This is a genomic window from Xanthomonas hydrangeae, from assembly GCF_032697525.1.
GTDB classification, from domain to species: domain Bacteria; phylum Pseudomonadota; class Gammaproteobacteria; order Xanthomonadales; family Xanthomonadaceae; genus Xanthomonas; species Xanthomonas hydrangeae.
The window spans coordinates 1,929,124-1,948,534 of sequence record NZ_CP103836.1 but is presented as its reverse complement, the minus strand read 5'-3'; the positions used below and the strand labels follow the sequence as shown (position 1 = coordinate 1,948,534).

Annotated in this window: 19 protein-coding genes and 3 pseudogenes; 10 read left to right on the top strand and 12 right to left on the bottom strand. The window is 62.2% G+C overall.

Annotation, left to right across the window (positions count from 1 at the left end; all coding sequences use genetic code 11):
* Nucleotides 1-472: 472 nt before the first annotated feature.
* A pseudogene (locus NYR97_RS22420) lies at nt 473-637 on the bottom strand (XAC0095 family protein); the annotation flags it as partial.
* Nucleotides 638-1,241: 604 nt separating this feature from the next.
* Here NYR97_RS22420 and NYR97_RS08090 point away from each other — a divergent pair.
* Together NYR97_RS08090 and NYR97_RS08085 are read left to right on the top strand one after the other, a co-directional pair.
* Nucleotides 1,242-1,592 carry a SymE family type I addiction module toxin gene (locus tag NYR97_RS08090; RefSeq protein WP_316697459.1) on the top strand — a complete coding sequence of 117 codons (351 nt, stop codon included), beginning with the start codon at nt 1,242-1,244 and terminating at the stop codon, nt 1,590-1,592.
* A 109-nt stretch (nt 1,593-1,701) separates the two neighbouring features.
* On the top strand, nt 1,702-1,926 hold the full coding sequence (locus tag NYR97_RS08085; protein ID WP_316697458.1) for a hypothetical protein: 225 nt from the start codon (nt 1,702-1,704) through the stop codon (nt 1,924-1,926).
* A 57-nt stretch (nt 1,927-1,983) separates the two neighbouring features.
* Here NYR97_RS08085 and NYR97_RS08080 read toward each other — a convergent pair whose 3' ends face one another.
* The 4 genes and pseudogenes from NYR97_RS08080 to NYR97_RS08065 form a co-directional block, all read right to left on the bottom strand.
* Entirely contained in the window at nt 1,984-2,430 is a 447-nt protein-coding gene (locus NYR97_RS08080) for a hypothetical protein (RefSeq protein ID WP_316697457.1), read from the bottom strand.
* Between the two features lie 104 nt (nt 2,431-2,534).
* Nucleotides 2,535-4,421: an XVIPCD domain-containing protein gene (locus NYR97_RS08075; protein ID WP_316697456.1), complete on the bottom strand. Its 1,887-nt coding sequence runs from the start codon at nt 4,419-4,421 to the stop codon at nt 2,535-2,537.
* A gap of 16 nt (nt 4,422-4,437) precedes the next feature.
* Nucleotides 4,438-4,968 carry a hypothetical protein gene (locus tag NYR97_RS08070; RefSeq protein WP_316697455.1) on the bottom strand — a complete coding sequence of 177 codons (531 nt, stop codon included), beginning with the start codon at nt 4,966-4,968 and terminating at the stop codon, nt 4,438-4,440.
* A 220-nt stretch (nt 4,969-5,188) separates the two neighbouring features.
* Nucleotides 5,189-5,407, bottom strand: a pseudogene (locus tag NYR97_RS08065) (hypothetical protein); the annotation flags it as partial.
* 59 nt (nt 5,408-5,466) lie between these two features.
* On the opposite strand from NYR97_RS08065, the pseudogene NYR97_RS08060 reads away from it, so the two are divergent.
* The 4 genes and pseudogenes from NYR97_RS08060 to NYR97_RS08045 all read left to right on the top strand — a co-directional run.
* Nucleotides 5,467-5,757: pseudogene (locus NYR97_RS08060) on the top strand (SymE family type I addiction module toxin); the annotation flags it as partial.
* A 283-nt stretch (nt 5,758-6,040) separates the two neighbouring features.
* The gene (locus NYR97_RS08055) at nt 6,041-6,448 is read left to right on the top strand and encodes a hypothetical protein (protein WP_316697453.1); all 408 of its coding nucleotides are present in this window, start codon (nt 6,041-6,043) and stop codon (nt 6,446-6,448) included.
* 328 nt (nt 6,449-6,776) lie between these two features.
* On the top strand, nt 6,777-8,039 hold the full coding sequence (locus tag NYR97_RS08050) for a pectate lyase family protein (protein ID WP_316697452.1): 1,263 nt from the start codon (nt 6,777-6,779) through the stop codon (nt 8,037-8,039).
* Between the two features lie 455 nt (nt 8,040-8,494).
* A complete protein-coding gene (locus tag NYR97_RS08045; protein WP_316697450.1) occupies nt 8,495-9,109 on the top strand; it encodes a hypothetical protein in 615 nt (204 codons plus the stop codon).
* A 131-nt stretch (nt 9,110-9,240) separates the two neighbouring features.
* On the opposite strand, the gene NYR97_RS08040 is transcribed toward NYR97_RS08045, so the two are convergent.
* On the bottom strand, nt 9,241-9,648 hold the full coding sequence (locus tag NYR97_RS08040; protein ID WP_316697448.1) for a DoxX family protein: 408 nt from the start codon (nt 9,646-9,648) through the stop codon (nt 9,241-9,243).
* A 92-nt stretch (nt 9,649-9,740) separates the two neighbouring features.
* On the opposite strand from NYR97_RS08040, the gene NYR97_RS08035 reads away from it, so the two are divergent.
* Nucleotides 9,741-10,118 carry a winged helix-turn-helix transcriptional regulator gene (locus NYR97_RS08035; protein ID WP_316697445.1) on the top strand — a complete coding sequence of 126 codons (378 nt, stop codon included), beginning with the start codon at nt 9,741-9,743 and terminating at the stop codon, nt 10,116-10,118.
* A gap of 203 nt (nt 10,119-10,321) precedes the next feature.
* Entirely contained in the window at nt 10,322-10,927 is a 606-nt protein-coding gene (locus NYR97_RS08030; protein ID WP_316697443.1) for a dihydrofolate reductase family protein, read from the top strand.
* 330 nt (nt 10,928-11,257) lie between these two features.
* Here NYR97_RS08030 and NYR97_RS08025 read toward each other — a convergent pair whose 3' ends face one another.
* Together NYR97_RS08025 and NYR97_RS08020 are read right to left on the bottom strand one after the other, a co-directional pair.
* Nucleotides 11,258-11,446, bottom strand: coding sequence for a CsbD family protein (locus NYR97_RS08025; RefSeq protein ID WP_006451426.1), 189 nt, complete (start codon nt 11,444-11,446; stop codon nt 11,258-11,260).
* A gap of 132 nt (nt 11,447-11,578) precedes the next feature.
* Entirely contained in the window at nt 11,579-13,099 is a 1,521-nt protein-coding gene (locus NYR97_RS08020; protein WP_316697440.1) for a PAS domain S-box protein, read from the bottom strand.
* A gap of 177 nt (nt 13,100-13,276) precedes the next feature.
* Here NYR97_RS08020 and NYR97_RS08015 point away from each other — a divergent pair, with 177 nt between their 5' ends.
* Complete coding sequence (locus NYR97_RS08015; protein WP_316697439.1) at nt 13,277-14,260, top strand: hypothetical protein; 984 nt, start codon at nt 13,277-13,279, stop codon at nt 14,258-14,260.
* A 792-nt stretch (nt 14,261-15,052) separates the two neighbouring features.
* Here NYR97_RS08015 and NYR97_RS08010 read toward each other — a convergent pair.
* The 4 genes from NYR97_RS08010 to NYR97_RS07995 all read right to left on the bottom strand — a co-directional run bounded on the left by NYR97_RS08010 (nt 15,053) and on the right by NYR97_RS07995 (nt 18,692).
* A complete protein-coding gene (locus NYR97_RS08010; protein WP_316697438.1) occupies nt 15,053-16,231 on the bottom strand; it encodes an HDOD domain-containing protein in 1,179 nt (392 codons plus the stop codon).
* Nucleotides 16,232-16,552: 321 nt separating this feature from the next.
* Nucleotides 16,553-16,864, bottom strand: a complete 312-nt coding sequence (locus NYR97_RS08005; protein WP_115036813.1) for a protealysin inhibitor emfourin — start codon at nt 16,862-16,864, stop codon at nt 16,553-16,555.
* A complete protein-coding gene (locus tag NYR97_RS08000; RefSeq protein ID WP_316697437.1) occupies nt 16,861-17,925 on the bottom strand; it encodes a M4 family metallopeptidase in 1,065 nt (354 codons plus the stop codon). Before NYR97_RS08000 ends, NYR97_RS08005 begins: the two co-directional genes overlap by 4 nt.
* 110 nt (nt 17,926-18,035) lie before the next feature.
* Nucleotides 18,036-18,692, bottom strand: coding sequence for an SDR family oxidoreductase (locus tag NYR97_RS07995; RefSeq protein WP_316697436.1), 657 nt, complete (start codon nt 18,690-18,692; stop codon nt 18,036-18,038).
* A gap of 249 nt (nt 18,693-18,941) precedes the next feature.
* Here NYR97_RS07995 and NYR97_RS07990 point away from each other — a divergent pair, with 249 nt between their 5' ends.
* Nucleotides 18,942-19,394 (top strand): NUDIX hydrolase, encoded by a 453-nt coding sequence (locus NYR97_RS07990; protein ID WP_316697435.1) that lies wholly within the window; start codon nt 18,942-18,944, stop codon nt 19,392-19,394.
* The last annotated feature ends 17 nt before the right edge of the window (nt 19,395-19,411 follow it).

Genomic DNA, 19,411 nt, shown 5'->3' with positions numbered 1-19,411 from the left:
ACACCACTGCTCGCACCCAGCAGCAAATACCTGCTTTCAACCATTCCGCAACTGCTTCATCGCTTCGCCGAGTACGCACTCGTAGGCCGGCTGCTCGGCTTCTGTAGTGTCCAGTGCCAGTAACGGGATGATGGAATCCGGGGAGCATGGCTTCCCTAGCGATGTGCTTCATTGAGGAAGGCATGTTCTCGACGCCCTGGCATTTGTTCGTCGCAGTGTTGGTGGCCGAGCGCATCCTTTGGGCATTGGCTGGTCGCGCGCATGCGGCTACATGCCGCTCTGCCGTTGCTATAGCGAGAAGTCGCGCGATGGTGTTGATCCTGTCCGTGGTGTTCCCCATGTAAGTGCCGATCCTAGCTCAGGCGTTGCACATGCGTGTGGATCAGGCCGCTTGGCGACATCCGCACATTTTTTCGATACTCAGCGCCCCTTTCGAACTGAGAGAGCACCCATCAGGCAGTGCCCAACTCGCAAGCACATCGTCAACCTGCTCGGCCAGATGCTGCAGGCAATGGGTCCACTGCTGCAGTGGAATTGTTGGCGTCCCCAGCGTGGCGAGCAGGCGCAGTTAGTCGCGTACGCGCAGCAGGTGGTATTGCGTGCCTTCGGACATCCAGGAACCGGGTTCGTTGTGCATGCCGTTCTCCTTGCCGTGAGGCAGCTCCCGCTGCACAACGCAGCGGGATGCCGGGAGGCTAGAAACCGCACACAGCCGGCGGGCTTATTCCCCTTGCGGGTGTTGTATTCGCCGCCCTCCCGGCGTAGGAACGCCGAGCAGTGCCAGGCCAGATGGCCGAGCACAAAAAACCCACCAAAACTCGAAGGTGGGTACCGCTGTGTGAGGAGTTTCTAGGCTCCGGCTGGAAGTGTGCGGGCGGCGCAGGGCAGGGTCAAGCTGAGGTGACTGTCCGGGTGCGGAGAAGCCGCCTACATAAAAGAATTTTCTGACTCAGCGCAGCACTGCAATGAGTCGCTGCAACCAGTTGACACAGCACCCAACGCGTAGCAATCTCGCTGTAAGGAGCCTAGAAACTCCTCACACAGCGGCACCCACCTCCGTCAGACCGGTGGGTTTTTTGTGCGTGCAGTTTCTTGCAGGCGTAATCGGCGTGACACTTGCGTCGGAAAGCGGCTAATGCGAATTTCTTTGGGAAAACGCCCGCCGTCTGTGTGTGGTTTCTAGCCTCCCGACATCCCGTTGCGTCGTGCGACGGGTCTTGTTCGTCAAGGAGGGCTTTGCCATGCGTCGACCCACGTCCCGTTCCACATCCGCACGCAAGCGCGCCACGGAGCCGCCACCCACCGAGATCGGCTGGCACTCGCTCGACCCCACGATCAAGCCGCGGCCCTACGTCGAGCGCACCCCCATCCCCCAACCCCGCGCCGAGGCCCGGCCCCCACGCCCCGGCCACCCGCGTGCCCCAACACACTGCACCGTCGGCTACGGCTATTACCCCGCCAGCGACCTACGCGTGCCCACGCTGCGCCTGCGTGGCCGCTGGCTGGAACAACTGGGCTTTGCCATCGGCAGCAAGCTGCACATCCGCCTGCGCGATGGCGAGCTGGTGGTGAGCGTGGCGCCCACAGACTGACCGGCCCCACCGTGCGCGTGCCGCCGCGCAGGTGCACGGCCACCCTTCAGGCGCGCTGCGCGCATGCCGCGCCGCGTGCGCACGCGCCCGCCTCACAGAGGATCACGCAATGCACCCGCATGCCGCCGTCTTTTGTCTCACGCTGGACCAGATCGACCAACTCGACCGCCTGATGCGCACCATCGCCGCCCATGGCGACGTGATCGCCATGAGCGCCCTACAGTGCCTGCACGCACAAACGCTGCCAACCCTGGGCCAGGCCATCTTCGACGCTGCCAGCGCGGTGCGCGAGATTCTTGAGCAACGGGTGGAGCACACGGCTTGTGCGCCTTAGCGGCACATCACGAAGCAGCCGGCAGATGCACCACGCACGCCTGCCAACCTGAGTCACCTAGCCACCCTGGCACCGCTGCCATCCACCCGCCGCCGCCGACACCCGCTCCCACCCGTTACGTAGCCGTCGCATCGCCTGCCCGCCTACGCATGCATAGCCCAGCTGCTTGGCCTCTGCCGTGCCTAGGCCCGGCAGCGCGATGATAGAGTCAGATGGAGCGGGGCGCCCCTGGCTGCGCGCCTCGTTACGCAGGGTCATGTTCTCGATGCCCTGGCAGTAACGCACCATGCCCGGATGCGGGTGCGCGCGGTATTGGTCGCAATTGAACGGCGTGGTGTCGCGGGCCATGGAGTTGTATGGCTGCTGCGTTGGTGGGATGTACTTGCTCGTCGCCTTGCCTGTGGCCGAGCGCATGCTCTGTGCCGACACGCCTTGTACGTACGCAAATATGCACAACACTGTCAGCGCCAGCGCGACACAGCGTGCAGTCGTGATCCTGTCCATGGTGTTCCCCCTATACGCAAAGATCCTAGCGCATGCGTTGCAGGCACAGGTGGCTCAGTCCGCTTGGTTTTGGCGGTCATGCGCACGCTCGGGCAGTTTGCGACCTATCTGGTCGGCACGTTCGGGCCAGGCTCGTTCATGCCGCGCGCCAGCTCTTGCTGCTGCACTAGCGCTCTTTCTTGCGCGATCGCTTGATTGGCGGCCAGCAACTTCTGGTCGGATTGTTCTATGGGGATATGGATCGCCTGATCGATCTCCACATGCGCGCGCTTATGCGCAGGATCGTCCATCCGGCCTTCCACCGCGAACACGTTGCCCGTCTTGCTCATCACCACATGGTCCACACGGCTGAGCGCGTTGCTGGCGAGCGCATAGTTTGTGACGTGCGGATGTGCCTCGCTGTTGTCCTTGCAGGCGGCCAGCAGGCTGCGGCTCACACGTTCGCTCATGTCGTCATAGGGCTTGCCCACACTCTCATCGATCTTGCGCACGCCACCGCGAATTTGCTCGAGCATGGCGTGGTCCGGGTGTGCAGGATCGTCCGGGCCGCGCGGTCCCGCTGCTGCAGGAGCGCTGGGTACCACCGGCACGTAGGTATGGTCGTGCGCCCGATGCACGCTGCCATCCTGGGTGTGGTCGAAATGGTGCAGCGAGGGTGGCGCGGTGCTGCTGTCGTGATACGGAAACGGCGCCTTGTTCGGCCCTCGGTCCAGGCCTTCGTTCTCGATCAGATGTTCTTTCAGGCCTAACGCGGCCATATCGATCGTCACCTGTGGACGGACACCCTGATGCAGCACGTTTGCGCGATCTTCTGCCTGAAGGATCTGTTCTACCCCCCAAGTGCCGTAGTAATTGGGATAGTCGGCCGTCGGTTGGAGAGCGCCCGCCGGATTGCGGTGCTCGCCGATGCCAACTGGGCGTTGGCCAGGCTGCGAATAGAGCGGCGAGGGTCTATCAAAATAATGGTGTCCCATAGCCGTAATATTTCCGGACGTCTGAGAGAGGCTACCGTCTTGGTTGAACGTCAAACCTGGCTTGCCGGTGACAAGGCCGGTGGAAGGATCTTTTTTGACAAAATCATTGACCCTGTCAATTTGCGTTCCGTGCATTTCCTTCAGGCCTGCACTGGGATTGATCTGCTGTTGCTTACTGAGCAATGCATTCCAGCCGGCGATCTCCGCCTTGGCTTCGTCCTCACGTCCAGCCTGTATGTAGCTGCGAAGCTCGTCCGTGTAGTCATGTACAGGGCCTCGGATCTTCGATTGGGTTTCGATATCCGCTAGAAATTTATGTGTAGCGTGATCTTTAGATGCATGGTTAAAACTGTGCTGGATCTCATGCCCGAGCACAAATGTCATGTCTTTATCATTGAAAGTCCCGTGAGGGTTAGCCGCCGAGCCTGTCTGGAGACCGAGCGGCGGCAAATTCATTATCTTGTTGCTACCGTCGTACGTACCACCAGCCGCCATGCCTGGGCCCAAGAAGCCAAAACCTTCGAGGTGTGCCCTCGGGGGGCGCTGCCTGTCCGAAGGATCGACCGTAGTCGCAGACTTCTTGATCTCGTCGGCTAAAAACGGTGAGCCATTGATGGTCGATTGCAGGTTGTCGACCATATCTTGTGTCACAGGATGACTATTTCTTGCAGAGTCCTGATAGGTGCTGTGTGCAAACGCGACCGACATCTGTTGAACTTGCAGAGTGGCTTTTAGGTCGTTACTTGCTGATGTTCCCGTCGGCTGGATGCTTGTTGAAGGCAGCGTAATGAGACCGCTTTGTATGTTGTAAGTTCCAGCGAGATTCGGCGCTGAATTGTTTGCCGCTTGCAGCGCAAAGCCTCGAAGATGACCTGCTTGCGCTTCCTGATCGAACTGCTGCAGCAGCTTAGGGTCAGCTATCAGCGCACCGCGAAGCTGAGCAACCTGATCTTGGTTGCCTCCAGACGCAGCAAACCGGGCTAACGCTGATTCGAGTTGCGGGCTGGGGGCGGCCATCGGCGTTCGTCCTTGGTTAGTTCAAAGTTCCAATTGATTTGACGCAGAGCCGGCCAGACGAACCAGGCGCTTCATTCTGAGGAACGATTGAGATCACGATATCCTTGGCGCTACCATCTTTTGCAAATTTGGCAAGCCGCCAGCTTTGCAATTGACCAATTTCCCCGTACACCGGCGACTCGACAAATCCCATCTGGACGAGTGAACGCTTGTACTTCTCGAAATCGACGCAATTGCCTTCCAAGCTTGAAAATTCATCGTTGTCATTAATGAAGGATAGGCTGATGCCCTGTTTGAGAGAGCGAGACTCGGGAGTCAGCTCCAAAGAATAATTCCATCCATTGCTCAGTGCTTGACCATGGATATAGGACTCAAGATTCTCGGAGGGGAAGGTAACCTTCTTGAGGGAAATACCGGTGACTTCGCGCACTCTATCAACGGTTAAATCCTTCCTGGATTCCAGGCCTTCCAGCAACTTCAAGAACCTCTTGCCGATTTCATCAGCACCGAGCATGGGGTTGACCATGTCTGTCTCAGAAGTAGTCATTGCGGCGGATTCCTTCGAAAGTAGCTTTGTGGGTTCGGCCGTCGTGTGCGCGCAAGCACAGAGCGTAGTCCCGCATAGCGAGGTAAGCAAAAGCATTGCAGCTTTGGTAGGCCTCATTGACATGATCCATACACTGAAGTGAGACCGTCGTAATCTAGCAAATCACCGGCCATACCTGTGGATACTGACGCAACTGGCGCTATTCCATATGACTGCGGCGTCAGGCATCACCTCCATCGATTTGCACGCCAAGCGCGCATTCACGCAAGCCACTCTCCGCATCAGTTTGATAAAGCAATAGTGCGACTGAAAAGCCTTGCTGTCCTTCGTTGATAGAGCGCCAGTGTTGGCGTAGCCATCCAGCCTGGAAAGGGCGCTGCCCGCCGCGCTTATAACCCAGGGCCTCCAACTTCTGCGAGAGCGCTGCCGCGTCCCAAATGCCTCCCGACATCCCGTTGCGTCGTGCGACGGGTCTTGTTCGTCAAGGAGGGCTTTGTCATGCGTCGATCCCCACCCCGCCCCACGTCTGCGCGCAAGCGCGCCACGGTGCCGCCGCCCCTGCGAGATCGGCTGGCACTCGCTCGACCCAAGCCTCAAGCCGCGACCCTACGTCGAGCGCACGCCCATCCCCAACCCCAACCCCAACCCCGCACCGACGCCCGTACACCGCGCCGGCCCGGCCGGCCGCGCGCTCCACAACGCTGCACCGTCGGCTACGGCTATTACCCCGCCAGCGACCAACGCGTGCCCACGCTGCGCCTGCGCGGCCGCTGGCTGGAACAACAGGGCAGCGAACCGCTCGCCGCCGCCGGCACGGCGGTGGGTGAGTAACGCCAGGGCATTGCACTGCGCAGGTTGGCGGTGCATCGCGAGCAGCCGGGCACTGGCCCGGTTCATTGCGCTTAGCTATTCGGCTAAGTTAGCGGCATGCGGCTTCTCGGGGTCACCAATAGGTTGGTACTCATTCGATCAGATGCCGCGAGACGTTCGTTTAGCGCAATGCGGAGCGAAAGCTCGATTGTTCAATTTACTGATTATCAGGTCGGGATGACCAGACACTATGCTGAAAAATATGAAGTTCCCACTCCTATACATACTTGAGCTGCTGCTATGGCCGCCGTTGCTTGTCTCCTTTTTTGCCGCGTCCATGTTCCTTGGAGCCAAACCCATTGCTGCGCTCGATCTTCAAGGTAAATCACTCCCTGCTGGCTGGGAGGCTGCAGTTCCGAGTCACGGGAAATTCTTGCAGAGCTACCTCATCTCCCATCACCCCGCCGCCTTCGCCTGTAGTGCAGTCATCACGGTTGGCTTGGCGTTCTTGCTTTACCGTGTTAATCGGGCACAGGCAGTGCAACGTGCCGAAGCTGACAGCCGCAGCAACCGATCTCACCTCATCGCCAATGGTGTTGTTTTTGCAACGCTGGCGCTGACCGGCTATGTACTGGTGACACGCGTTTGGGTCGGCGTCAGCGCGGTCTGACTGCACCGGGATGAGATCAGCGCCTTATCGCATACACGTTCTAGGTTGGCTTCGTTTTCAGGCGAGAGCTGAAAAAGATCAAGAGCGATTGAAGCAGACGCAGGGTGCGCCACGTCATCCTGTTAAGACTCTGTTCCCTGCTCTTCGCTCCCGTCTCCTCGGGTTCTCTTTGCGCGCCAACGACTGTGACGCGCGACGGGGACCCAACGCGAGAATTCCCCTAGTGTTGCATCAGGCAGCGACAGCAGACGCGAGTCACACGGCACGGCGCCGATTGCAGACAAACGCGCATCACCCACAACACAGCGCCCCCAACGCGAGGTTCTTCATGATCGATGTCATCAAGCGGCAAATCTTCTCAAGACGTTCGGTCATGGGGTCCGTGTTCTCCACCGTCACGCTATTGGCTGGGACGACAACCGCGGCACTGGCAAGCGAGCCGGTCGGCTTCGGCGCGGGAACCACCGGAGGCACGGGGGGCGAGGTGGTCGATGTCTCGACACCGGCAGAGCTCAAGAATGCCTTGTGCCAGCGTTACCAGGGCTATACCTGCATAGACGACACGCCTCGCATCATCCGCCTGAACACCGTCATCGACTTCACGGCAACGCAGGGAACCACGTCCACAACGGGCTGCGTTTACGCTGACAGACAGTGTGCGGAGCCGAGCGGGAAGCAGGAGCGGGTTCTGGACAACGGGTCATACTGCAGCGGTCGTACAACGTTCCCATTGACCTACGACAACGCAGCGAAGTCATTGCTGTCCGTGGGTTCGAACAAGACGCTGATCGGTCTGGGGGCATCGGCGGGGATAAAGGGCACGGGCTTGTCGATGACCGGCGGTGTATCGAACATCATCGTGCGGAACCTGTCGATCACCGATCTCAATGAGGGGATCGTCTTTGGCGGCGATGCGATCAGCATCGATAACGCAAGCAGGATCTGGATCGACCACAACGCGTTCGCACGGATCGGCCGGCAGATGATCGTGACGGGCTGGGGGCCGGCCAAGGCAGTCACCATTTCCAACAACATGTTCGATGGCGAGACCGCGTATGGGCACTACTGCAACGGCCGAAGCTCCTGGATCATGCTGCTGATCGGCGAAGCTGAAGAAATCACCTTGCTGGCGAATCACTTCCACGCCACCGCAGGGCGTTCGCCGGAAATCGGCACGGGTGGCATGATTCATCTGGTGAACAATCTGTATACGTCCAACTTCTATTTTGGCGCCACTGCGTCAAGGGACGTCAACCTGTTGGCCGAAGGTAACTACTTCAATTCAGAGGGCCAATACTTCTTCCCTATCGCCAGTACACCCGGCGATCTGGTGTTCGCGCCACTGGATGAGAACGTGTCCTCCACGGGGTCGCTTTGCTCGCAGACGCTGAGGCGTTCCTGTGTCACCAGTTACACGGAAACCGGACAGGAATCATTTCTGCTGGACACGACGGTAATGGCCAATATTGCCGGCAATGCGACCTGGAAGAATGCGATAGGCAGCGTCAGGCCGATGATGTCCAACGACGTCGCCAAGTCGGTGGCCGCCAACGCAGGGCCAAGAGCCGATCCGGACAGCGTTAGCAGGTAGCCTCAAGCGGGGGGCGAGACGCACGTGCTCGCCTTGCTCGTGGCTGCGCGCCTGCTCTGTGATGACACGGCCCTGACGCATTGCTGACCAGCAGGGCGTAGCTTCGGATGCACAATCGTTCATTCGCGTCTGCTTGCGCACTGCCGGGAGTGGCCCTGGTCTACTTGCCGCCCAACATTGAAGTATTGGCAAAAGCGATGGGAAACTGTTTTTCAAACAATGTCAGTAGCACTCATGCGCCAGTGACCTACACGCAGCAAGAACACACGCCCCAGGTAACGCCGCCGCGGCCCGCGCCATCGACACCCCGGCCGGATCAGTCGCCATTGCAGGGACTGCAGCGTCGCCCGCAGCGCCCGTCGCGGCCGGCAACCCCATCACGGCCCACGACGTCACAGCCAATGCGACCACAGCGATCGGGCTTGGAAACTCGCGTGCTGGTCAGGATGCAGGAGATGGCACACACGTTGCTCGATAAGATTGGTCCCCTCCTCGCTAACGAAGCCCTTCATGCTGAGCACACATCAGCATTCAAGTTACTCAAGCGCATGAGTGATTGCGCGCTTGGAAAAAGAGCCGTTGGTGGTAGCGACGACATCGCTGAAAAAATTGGGCAGATCCAGCATCGGATTGCCATCCATAACGCACATCCAGGCGCAGCCGAGCCGCCTGCTGAAGGCAGCGAGCAAGACGCAGGCCGCGCCATGTTCAAAAAGATGCGGCAGTTCGTAGCAGATGTCGATCTTGAGATCCAGGTGATCAGGGCAGGCGGCGATGAAAGGTTCTTGCAGCTCCAGGAGGGCCTGATCCTCAAGCAAGACGTGGCAGTGCAGGTTGCCAACATGGTGTCCGGGATCGAGGAGACATACGATGCGCCGAACGAAGAACACGGCAGACGCATCCTGAATCTTCTTAAAAACCTGACGGAAATGGCGCCCCTGCCACGAGGCGTCTTGGACACTGTCAAAGTATTACGCGGAGATCCCCTCGCATTGGCCGACGCACTGCACACACTGGTCAGGCACTATCCGAAACTGGGGGACAATCCGAACTGGCAGAAACCTGGGTAGTCACCCGCCCACCCATCGGCCAACCACTGTCCTGTCTGTTCGCTCACCTCGAGTTGGCGCGAGGGTGAGGGTGCTGGCTGGGCCGTGCGCGTTGTAGCGGCCCAGCCGATAGCGCTCAACCGGGTGTCGAATCACTGCAGCGTTGCGTGGATGGCCGCTGCCGTCGGCGCATACGGCGAAGGCGGCTGGCGCGCGGTGTTTTGCGTGCCGAACGAGGCGAGCAGAAAGAGCAGGCCCAGCACGGCCGGTAGCGCGCCCTTGGGCTTGCGCACACCCAGATGCGCCATGCCGGACAACAGCAGGTGGTAGAACATGCCGGCGTAGGCAAGATCGCTCAGTGCGGTGTTGAAACGCCACACAATCGCCACCGGGCCCAGAATCTTGATGGCGATCATCCAGGGCACCAGCAACGGCGCCGAATACCCCAGCTCGGCCTGTGCCTTGCGCACGAACTCACCCTTGGCCAGATACATGTAGGCAGAGGCGAGATACAGCAGGCACAGCAGGGCGGTACTGATCCAGTAGACAGAGATGCTCATGGTGTTTGCCAGTCAATATGCGAATACGACCGGCAATCAGAATGTCGCCTAAGATGCCTATTGAAAAGTAGGATGAATCATCAGGGCTTAGTATGGAAAAGCAGACCATTGATAAAGGCGAGCGCAACATGCACGAAGAGATGCGCCGTGCATTTGCGTTGTTGTCAGGCAAATGGAAGCTGGAAATCATGTGGCTGCTGAATCAGCGGTTGTATCGCTTTGGCGAGTTACGCAAAGCGATTCCCGGTATCACCCAACATATGCTGACGGCGCAGTTGCGCGAGCTGGAAGCAGATGGCCTGGTCACACGCACGGTGTTTGCGCAGGTACCGCCGCGCGTGGAATACGCCATCACGCCGAAGGCGCATGGACTTGGGCCAACCATGGAAGCGCTGACCGCATGGTGGCAGCAGTACGGCGACAGCGTCGCGAAGCGGCCTGCTTCACGCGGGCGCAAGCCAAGCGTTTAGGAGGCAAGCCAGGGAGTCCGCATGACTTTGAGGCGTTCGTCTAAGGCGTCGATTGCAGATACGTTCAACACCGGTATCGATGAAGATGTCGCACCCGTCCATCCGTCGTGGTAGTGAAGACTGGCCATCGCTGCAGCCGTTGATCAACCCGTGGCTTGGTTCACGAGCGCCAGGAGAACGCAATGCGAGAACTGAAACTGATGATGTCGGTGTCGCTGGACGGTTTTGTCAGCGGCCCGGCTGGCGAGATCGATTGGGTGTTCAACGGCGACCAGCAAGCCATCGCCTGGAAGGTGGAAATGGCCTGGAATGCCAGCCTGCACCTCATGGGCAGCGGCGTCTTTCAGGGCATGGCCGGTTTCTGGCCGACCGCCACCTCCCCATTCGCACCACCGATGAACCAGATTCCCAAAGCGGTCTTTTCGACGCGGGGTCCGGCCATATTGGAAGCTGCCGCCAAGGCACTCACCGATGCGCAAGCACTGGTCAACATGACGCCCGGCGGGCAGCTGCAGGCTGGTGCAGAAAGCTGGGCGCAGGCGTATGTAGCCAGCGGCGGGTTGGCCGATGAAGTGGCCACACTCAAGGCGCAGGATGGCAAGCCGATCGTCGCCCACGGTGGCGCGGCATTTGCGCGCAGCCTCATTGCCCACAATTTGGTCGACGAATATGTTCTGGGCATTTATCCGATCCTGCTGGGCAGGGGCGCACCGATTTTCTGCGACCTGCCCGCGCCGATGCCACTCTCATTGATCAGCTCAGAGATCTTCCCGAGCGGCTTTATGGCGCAAACGTATCGGCCTGCATGAACGCAAGCCACGGGGGGGCGGGACGTTCTTCGTCGCCTCGGTGCTGCATCGCGTCGGCAAGCGGCTTTTTGTCGTTGCTTGCTTTCGAAAGTCAGATCGCCTCATTCAAGGGTGGTGTAACTCATTCCAGCCTCACAAACGCCAACGCCCCGATCAAGTCGGGGCGCTGGTGCGATCTATCACTAAAACTCGGTAGCGCCGTTTGCGAAATAACGCTGCGAAGCAGCGCGTTACACAAGACAGCCAAACCATTGCCTCAGCGCGGCAGAGGCAATGCCTGCCAGCAACGCAATCGAACCCTACTCGGCCGATATGACTCGGCCAATGGAGTTACTTGGTCGACTTGGAGGCGTCGCGCACCTTGTCGGCCACTTCGCCGGCCTTGCTCTGCACCTTGCCGATGTTCTTTTCGGCGGCGCCTTCCAGCTCGGTGCTCTTGTCGCCGGTAACGCGGCCGATGGCTTCCTTGACCGAGCCCTTGACCTGCTTGGCGGTACCTTCGATACGGTTCTTATCCATGGGACGTTTCTCGTAGTTGGGGAACCGGCTTAGTCTGTGCGGGCCGGTGTGAGCATGGTGTCGGCCCGCGCGGTGCCTGCCCACATGCGGATGCACCAGGGCGGCTAGTGCATCCGGCCCAGCTACTGCCTGTCAGGCCTTGCGCGCGGGCTTTTTGGCGCTGCGGCCGGCAAAGCCGCGCTCGCGTGCCCACACGATGGCTTCGCCGCGGCTGTGCACGTCGATCTTGGAATACAGCGCGGCCACGTGGTTGCGCACGGTGTTGGGCGCAACGCTGAGTTGCTGGGCGATTTCCTTGTCGGCCAGGCCTTCGGCGAGCAGGCCCAACACGTCACGCTCGCGTCCGGTCAGTTCGGCGATGCCGCAGCTCTGTGCCTGGCTGGGGCGATTGGCGCGGCGCACGTTGGCGAGCTTTTCCAGCAAGGTCTGGCTGAACCAGGAGGCGTCCTGCATCACTTCTTCGATGGCGGCGACCAATTCCATCTCGGTGCGTTTGCGGTCGGTGATGTCCATCAGCGACAACAGGTAACACGGCACGCCGTGGATGCTCACCGTTTCGGCCGAGATCAGGCAATCGAGCTGCTCGCCATCCTTGCGCGCGATGGGGTATTCCACATTGAGCATGCTGCCGCTTTGCTGCAGCGCGTGGCAGAACTGCTGATAGGCCTGGCGAGTGGGAAACAGGCCGATCTCTTCGATGGGTTTGCCGATGATGTCTTCGCTGGCGTATTGGGTGGTCTGCGCCACCGCGTCGTTGATTTCCACTATCTGCAAGGTGTCGGCATTGCAGATCAGCGTGGGCACCGGGGTGATGCGGAAGGCCTTGGCGAAGCGTTCTTCGCTTTGCCGCAAGGCCACCTCGGCGCGACGCCGTGGTTCCAGGTCCATGAAGGTGAACAGCATGCAGGCTTCTTCGCCGATTTCGATCGGCTGGCCGGCCACCACCACCATCTTGGTGGTGCCGTCGGGCAGGCTGAGTTCGGCCTGCATCTGCGGGATGGTGGTGCCCTCGTTGAGGCGTTCCAGCGCCAGTTCGCGGCGGTCGGCCAGTTCCAGCACATCCACCTCGAACACGCTCTTGCCCACCACCGCTTCGCGCGTGTAGCCGGTCATTTCCACAAAGCCCTGATTGACCTTGATATAGCGCTGATCGGCGAGCCGGCAGATCAGCGCCGGGGCCGGGTTGGCGTTGAAGGTGCGTTCGAAGCGTTGCTCGGCGCTGGCCCAGTCGCTGGCATCGGCGACGATCAGCGCCAGGCAATCCGGCGCGCCTTGTGCGTCGGTCAGCACCAGGCTGCGCACGCGGTGCACCCATTGCTCCTCAGTGCCGGCGCGCACCACTTCCACCACCACATCGTTGAAGACTTCGCCGGCGATGACACGGTCGATGGGGTAATTGCCGGCGCTCAGGCGATGGTTGTTGCGATAGCGCAGCTGGAAGCGTTCGCGGTATTCGCTCACCGTGGCGCCCAGGTCTTCCAGCACGCGTGCGCCATGCATGGCCAGCGCGGCCTCGTTGGCCCAGGTGATGGACTGATCCGGCTCGACCAGGATCACGCCCTCGCTCAGCCCGGTGATGATCTGCTGCAGCTGGCGGCGGTTGGTGGACTGCGGCGGGCTGCTGGGCGGCGCGGTTTCACTCGCTGACGACATGGGGTGACCTCGGGTAACAACGGCGATGGAAACCAGGCAATGGAAACCAAGGGTGGCGGCACACGGTAGCCGCTGCCTGACGCGAATGCACTAGCCGCACTGGTGCATTCGGCTCAGGCATGGGCGCAGTACGCCTTCCACACTGAGCGCCCATTTCTACCGTTGTGAGGCACTCCCATGGCACAGGTCGTTCGCCAGTCCACTCTCGCCCCCCGGATGTCGTGGGGCGCCGTGCTCGCCGGCTGCACCTTCGCGCTGGTGACCTATCTGACGTTGAGCGTGTTGGGCACCGCGATCGGTGCCTCCACCATCGACCCGCTGCGTGAAGCCAACCCGGTCAGCGGGCTGGGCACCGGTGCGGGTATCTGGCTGGCGTTGAGCACGTTGCTCTCGATCGGCGTAGGCGCATTCGTCGCCGGCCGCCTGGCCACGGTACGCGGCGGGTTGCACGGTCTGTTGAGCTGGGCGGTGACCTCGTTGATCACCACCTGGTTGGTGGCGGCGCTGGCCAGCAACGCGGTAGACGCGGTGTCGGGCGTGGTCGGCAAGGGCTTGTCGCTGACCGGGCAGGGCATCGCCGCTGCGGCGCCAGCGTTGGGCAATGGGGTGCAGGATGAATTGAAGAAGCAGGGTATCGCGCTGGATTGGGGCGACCTGCGCGGCCAGCTGGACACGGTGCTGCGCCAGACCGGCAAGGCCGAACTCGATCCTGAGCGTCTGAAGGATCAGGCAGCGAATGCGAGCGACGACGGCAAGGCCACCGCCACCGATGCGGCGCAGACCCCGCAGGCCGCCTCGGACGAACTGGCCGCGTGGTTCGACCGTGTGCGTGCGCAGGCCAAGCCGGCTATCGATGCGGCCGATCGCGATGCGTTGATCAACCTGATCGTGGCGCGCACCGGTAAGTCGCGTGCAGAAGCCGAGCAGATTGCCGACAACTACGCGCAGAGCTACCAGAAGGCTGTGGCCCAATACGAAGCGCTCAAGCGCACCGCCGAGCAGAAGGCGCGCGAGGCCGGCGATGTCGCCGCACGCGGCATCTCGCGTGCGGCCTGGAGCACCCTGGTGTTGTTGATCCTGGGCGCGGGCATCGCGTTCGCCGCCGGGCGTGCCGGTCGCCGTACCGATCCCGTTGTGATCGACCCGGTTGTTGGGGTGTGAGACCGCCTGTCGAGGTGTCAGGTTGACGGTTGGGGAACCGTCGCCTGCTGCAAGGCGTCCTTGGTCCCAAGGTATGCCGAGTTAGGAGTGACACTGAGCAAGCAACCGGGGTGACCCCTTCTCGGCGAAGGATGCCAGGACTCGCTCTCCACCGGGCCATCTAGGGATGGTCCGGTGTTTTTTTGCGTGGTGATTATTTTTAATTACCGCTGCGTGGTTCAAGCTTGGAAGCAGATTAGGCATTCGACTTCGGTGTACGAGTGTTTGCGGTTTGCCTTGGCACTAGGTCTGCCGGTTTTGTGCGAGTGCTTCGGTCTGCTGCGGGCGCTTGCACGCGTACCGGCGTGGGACACGCCGCAAGTACGTCCGTGTAGGCTCTTACGCGGCATCCATGCCGCGTAAGGTCCCACGCCGGTACGCGTGCAAGCACCTTCGGATGTTGTCGGTGGCTGATGGAAAAAGCGAAGGCATTGCCTGCCAATCGGCTGCCGTGAAGAGTGGAGGCGTGGTGTCGTATCCGGTGTCGGGACCATGTGGCGGCATGGATGCCGCCATTGAGCCTCCACGGACGGATTCACGGCGTGTCCCGACACTGGATGCGGCACCGCGCACAAGCCGACCCCACATGACGCCTGCCAGTTTTAAGCGACTGCTTCGTTCGCCGTGGGCGCTTGCATGGATGAGATGGATCCGCATGCACGCTGACAATCCCTTCGCGATACCTGCGCAGAAGCGTGCATCGATCGCTGCGCTGTACGCGTGTTTCAGACGCGTTGCGTCACCGGCCGGCCATCACTCCACGCTGGACGCCACCAGCCGCTGCCACAACGCGGCGTTGGCCTCGTTGTCCGGTTCCAACGTGGCCAGCACGCTCAGCGCGTGGTCTTGATGCTCGGCGCCGTGACGGGCAAGCATGGCCAGCGCGGCGGCCAGCCGGCCGTAACGCAGCGCCATGCCGAGCGAGGTGGCCAGCAGGGTGGTGTCGTGTTCGGGGCGCTGCTCGTCCAGCGCGGTGCTCAGCGAGGCAGGCAGCTCCCAGGCGGTGGCGATGGTCTTGGCGACCGTGGCGGTGTGGCGTTCGACCAGGGCGGCGGCCACCTCCAGGCTGTAGGGCAGCGACGGGCGTTCGGCGTAGGTGTCGCGCAACACGCGCAGGATCACCACCGCGCCCAGGCCTTGCAGCAGCCCGGCCAGTTGCGCCGACAAGGTGTCGCCGCCGCGCTCGCGCATGTAGGCAGCCGCGGCAGTGGCGGTGCGCAGGGCGTAATCCCACACTGCGGCCGGCAGGCGCGAATACAGGCCGCCATCCAGGCTCAGCACCGGCTGCATGACCGCTGCGGCGACGATCTGGCGCACACCCTCGGTACCGATATGCACCACCGCCCGTTCCAGGCTTTCCAGCGGGCCGCCTTGCGGGCGATACAGCGCGCTGTTGGCGATGCGCAACAGGTTGGCGGCCAGCGCCGGGTCCTGCGCGATGATCGCGGCGATGCCGCGGCCGGAGGCATCCGGGTCGTTGACCGCACGCATCAGCTGCGGCAACAGCTGCGGGCGGCGCGGCAATAGCTGCGGCCGCAGGTCGACGTGGTCGAGCGCGCTGGCCACCGCGGCCAGCACATCGGCCTGCGCAGGATCGACCGGCAGGCTGCCATCGGCCAGCGACGGGGTGGACATCACCGCGGCGTACATGCGCCGCAGCAACGGGCGCATCGGTGGCGGCCCGGACGGCAATGGCTGCGGTGCAGGAGCGGTGTGCGCCTGCGTGTGCGCTGGCGTCTGCTCGCGCACAGGCGCCAGTTCCGGCGTGACCGCTGGCGCGGCGTGCGGAGTGGGTGCGATAGCCGTGCCGGGCGCGGCAGCTGCGCTGATCGTTTGGGCACGATGGCGCAGCAGCAGCCAGGCGATGACACCGGCGAGTACCAAGCCGGCAAGGAGTCCGGCAGCAAGCAGCAACACAATCACGGGCGTCATGGGAATTTGTCTGAGCAGTGCTGCGACTATCCGCGAAGCCGGTCGCGGCGGCAATGCGGGCGCGAGAAGCTGCCGCAGTGCAGCAGTGCGTGGCGTGTCTTCAGATTGACCGCTGCGCTGCACATCACGCTAACGCAGCGGGGACCACTATGCGTCACCAGCTGTGCAGCCCTAGAGCATCTAGGCAGCTTAAAGGGTGCAGGCATCCGCAGTTGGACCATCTTTCACGACAGACACCGCGCATTGCGCGGTGTCTTCGCTTGTGTGTGGTGATGGGCACGCGCGCTGGTTAGCGGGCACTGTCACTGCGGCACAGCCGCGCTACAGCGTGCCCTGTTTCCACAGCCGCACGATTTCGGCCGGGGCGTGCTCTTCGGGAATGCGCAACGGCTCGCTGGCACCGTCCCAGGCGATGCTGAAATAGCGTCGGTCGCCGCCACCGGCCTGCGGGCGCGGCAGTGCATGCACCAGGCATTGGTCCAGCAACGTGCGCAGGTGCAGGCGCTGCGCATCGTCCAGTTCATCCATCACCAGTTGCCGCTCGCGGCGCATGGCCGGGAACGCGGCCACGCCGCCCTCGCGTGCAAGCCGCAGGGTTACGCCCAACTCCACCGGCGGCCGCTGTGGGCTCATGCCAGCACGCCCACGTCGCGCCAGGCCTGTTGCACGGCGAGTGTCTCCACACTGGTGGCGCCGTAATCGGCGCTGGCGACGCTGACAGTGCGCGCGGCAAAGGTGGCGAAGTCCGCACCCGCAGCCAGTTCGCCACCGGTGAGCGTGCGGTACCAGATGCGGCCGGTTGTCTCCCACGCCGCGCCGCCGATCGCCACCGCAGCGCGATAGAACGCGTGATTGGGAATGCCGGAGTTGTAATGCACGCCGCCATCGTCCTCTTGCGTGTTGACGTAGCCGGCCATGGTGGCCGGTTGCGGATCTTTGCCCAGTGCAGGGTCATCGTACGCGGTGCCGGGCGCCTGCATCGAGCGCAGGCCCACACCGTTAATGCCGGGCATCAACAAGCCGGCGCCGATGATCCAGTCGGCCTCGCTTGCGCTCTGGCGCAATGTGTATTGCTTGATCAGCACCCCGAACACATCCGAGACCGATTCGTTCAATGCACCCGATTGCCCCTGATAAATCAGATTGGCGCTGCGCTCGGTGACGCCATGCGTGAGCTCATGGCCGACCACATCGATGGCGATGGTGAAGCGATTGAAGACCTCGCCGTCGCCATCGCCGAACACCATCTGCTCGCCATCCCAGAATGCGTTGTCGTAGCCGCGCTCGTAATGCACGCTGCCGATCAACGGCATGCCCGCGCCATCGATCGAGTTGCGCCCGTACACCGTCTGGAAGAAATCATGTGTGGCACCGAGATAGTCATACGCTTCGGTCACCGCCACATCGTCGGTGGCTGCAGCGCCTTCGTCGCGCACCAGGGTGCCGGGTAATGCGGTGCCGTGTTGCGCATCGTAAATACGCCGCCGCACCGCGTGCGTGGCCGGTGCGGCATCCGCAGCGAGCGCCTCTGCGCGTGCGAGCAGGCCCCGCGCACGCTGCTGCCGCAGGAACGCGGTGATGTGGCGGGACAGTTGCGCGCAGTGGCGTGCATGCTCGGGCGCCGCCTGCGCCACATGGTCCAGCAAATAAGGCGGCAGAATGCCGGCACGGCGCGGGGCGACGGACGCAGACATAAGCGGTCTCCACAGTGGGATGCGCTCGCGACTATGCCCAGCCCTGGTTTAGGAAAACGTTAGGTCGGCCCGGATCAAGCGCCTGTGGCGTGTTGCGATAGGTCTGGCGTTCATTCCAGCTGCGCCAATGCCTGCTGGATCGGCGTCTGCCCGTCGATGAAGCCGACGGTCTTGCCGATGGTGGCCGGCGTTGCCAATGCCGCTGCGATCACCTGCGCCACGTTGCCGCGCGAGACGCCACCGTCGGCATCGCCGCCCGGGTCGCGGGTGATGCGGCCGGTTGGCGCCCCCTGGGTCAGCCGTCCCGGCCCCAGCACGGTCCAGTCCAGCGTGGTATCGCGCAAATGTGCGTCGGCGGCGGCCTTGGCCTGCGCGTAGGCGAAGAAGCCATCGTCCGGCCCGATGCCATGTTCCAGCCCGGCACCGAGGTAGGACACCATCACGTAACGGCGCACGCGCGCCTGTTCGGCGGCATGCATCGAACGGATTGCCGCATCGCGGTCCACCGCATAGGTGCGCGCCGCATCGCCACCACCGGCGCCGGCCGACCACACCACCGCATCGTGGGCGGAGAACGCTGCAGCAATCGCATCGGTATCGGCGTGTTCGATGTCGAACAGCAACGGTGTGGCGCCATCGGCAACCACATCGTCGGTGTGCTCGGGATTGCGGAACAACGCAGTCACCTGATGCCCGGCGCGCACCAATAGCGGGGTAAGCAAACGCGCGACCTTGCCATGGCCGCCAATCAACACGATACGAGACATCCACCACTCCACACACTGCGCGCCGTGAGGGCGCGGAATGCCATCATCCTCGCCAATGCAGTGCTAAGGCGGTGTTATCGCAGCGGCGATCAGCTTTTTATTCACAGCGTTTGTCTTCATTGCATCGAACCCACGTCGCCAGCCATGTGCGAGGCATCGGCAGCAGCCAATACACCTGCTCAAAACGCGCATGGCGCAATGACCGCATCGATCGCATCTGGGACACTATGCGGCCCCTGTGTGTGCGAGATGCCGATGACCACCACCCCTGATTTGCGTCCACGCGTTGGATGTGGCGCCTTCATCCGCCGTGCCGATGGCCATCTGCTGTTGGTGCAACGCGGGCGTGCGCCCGAGCAGGGCCATTGGGGCCTGCCAGGTGGCAAGGTGGACTGGATGGAAACCGTCGAAAACGCCGTGGTGCGCGAAGTGCTCGAAGAAACCGGCCTGCATGTGCAGCTGCAACGCGTGCTGTGCATCGTCAGCTACTTCGAGCCGGATCTGACACCACCGGAGCATTGGGTCGCGCCGGTGTATCTGGCCAGTATCCAAGGCAGCGAACACGCCGTGCGGCGCGAGCCCGAGGCAATCCTCGCTATCGGCTGGTTCGCGCTGGACGCACTGCCATCGCCACTGACTACCTCCACGCTGCAGGCATTGCAGCATCTGCACGCGCAAGGCCTGCCGGCCTCTACAGGCTGAGCGCGGCAGGTCATCGC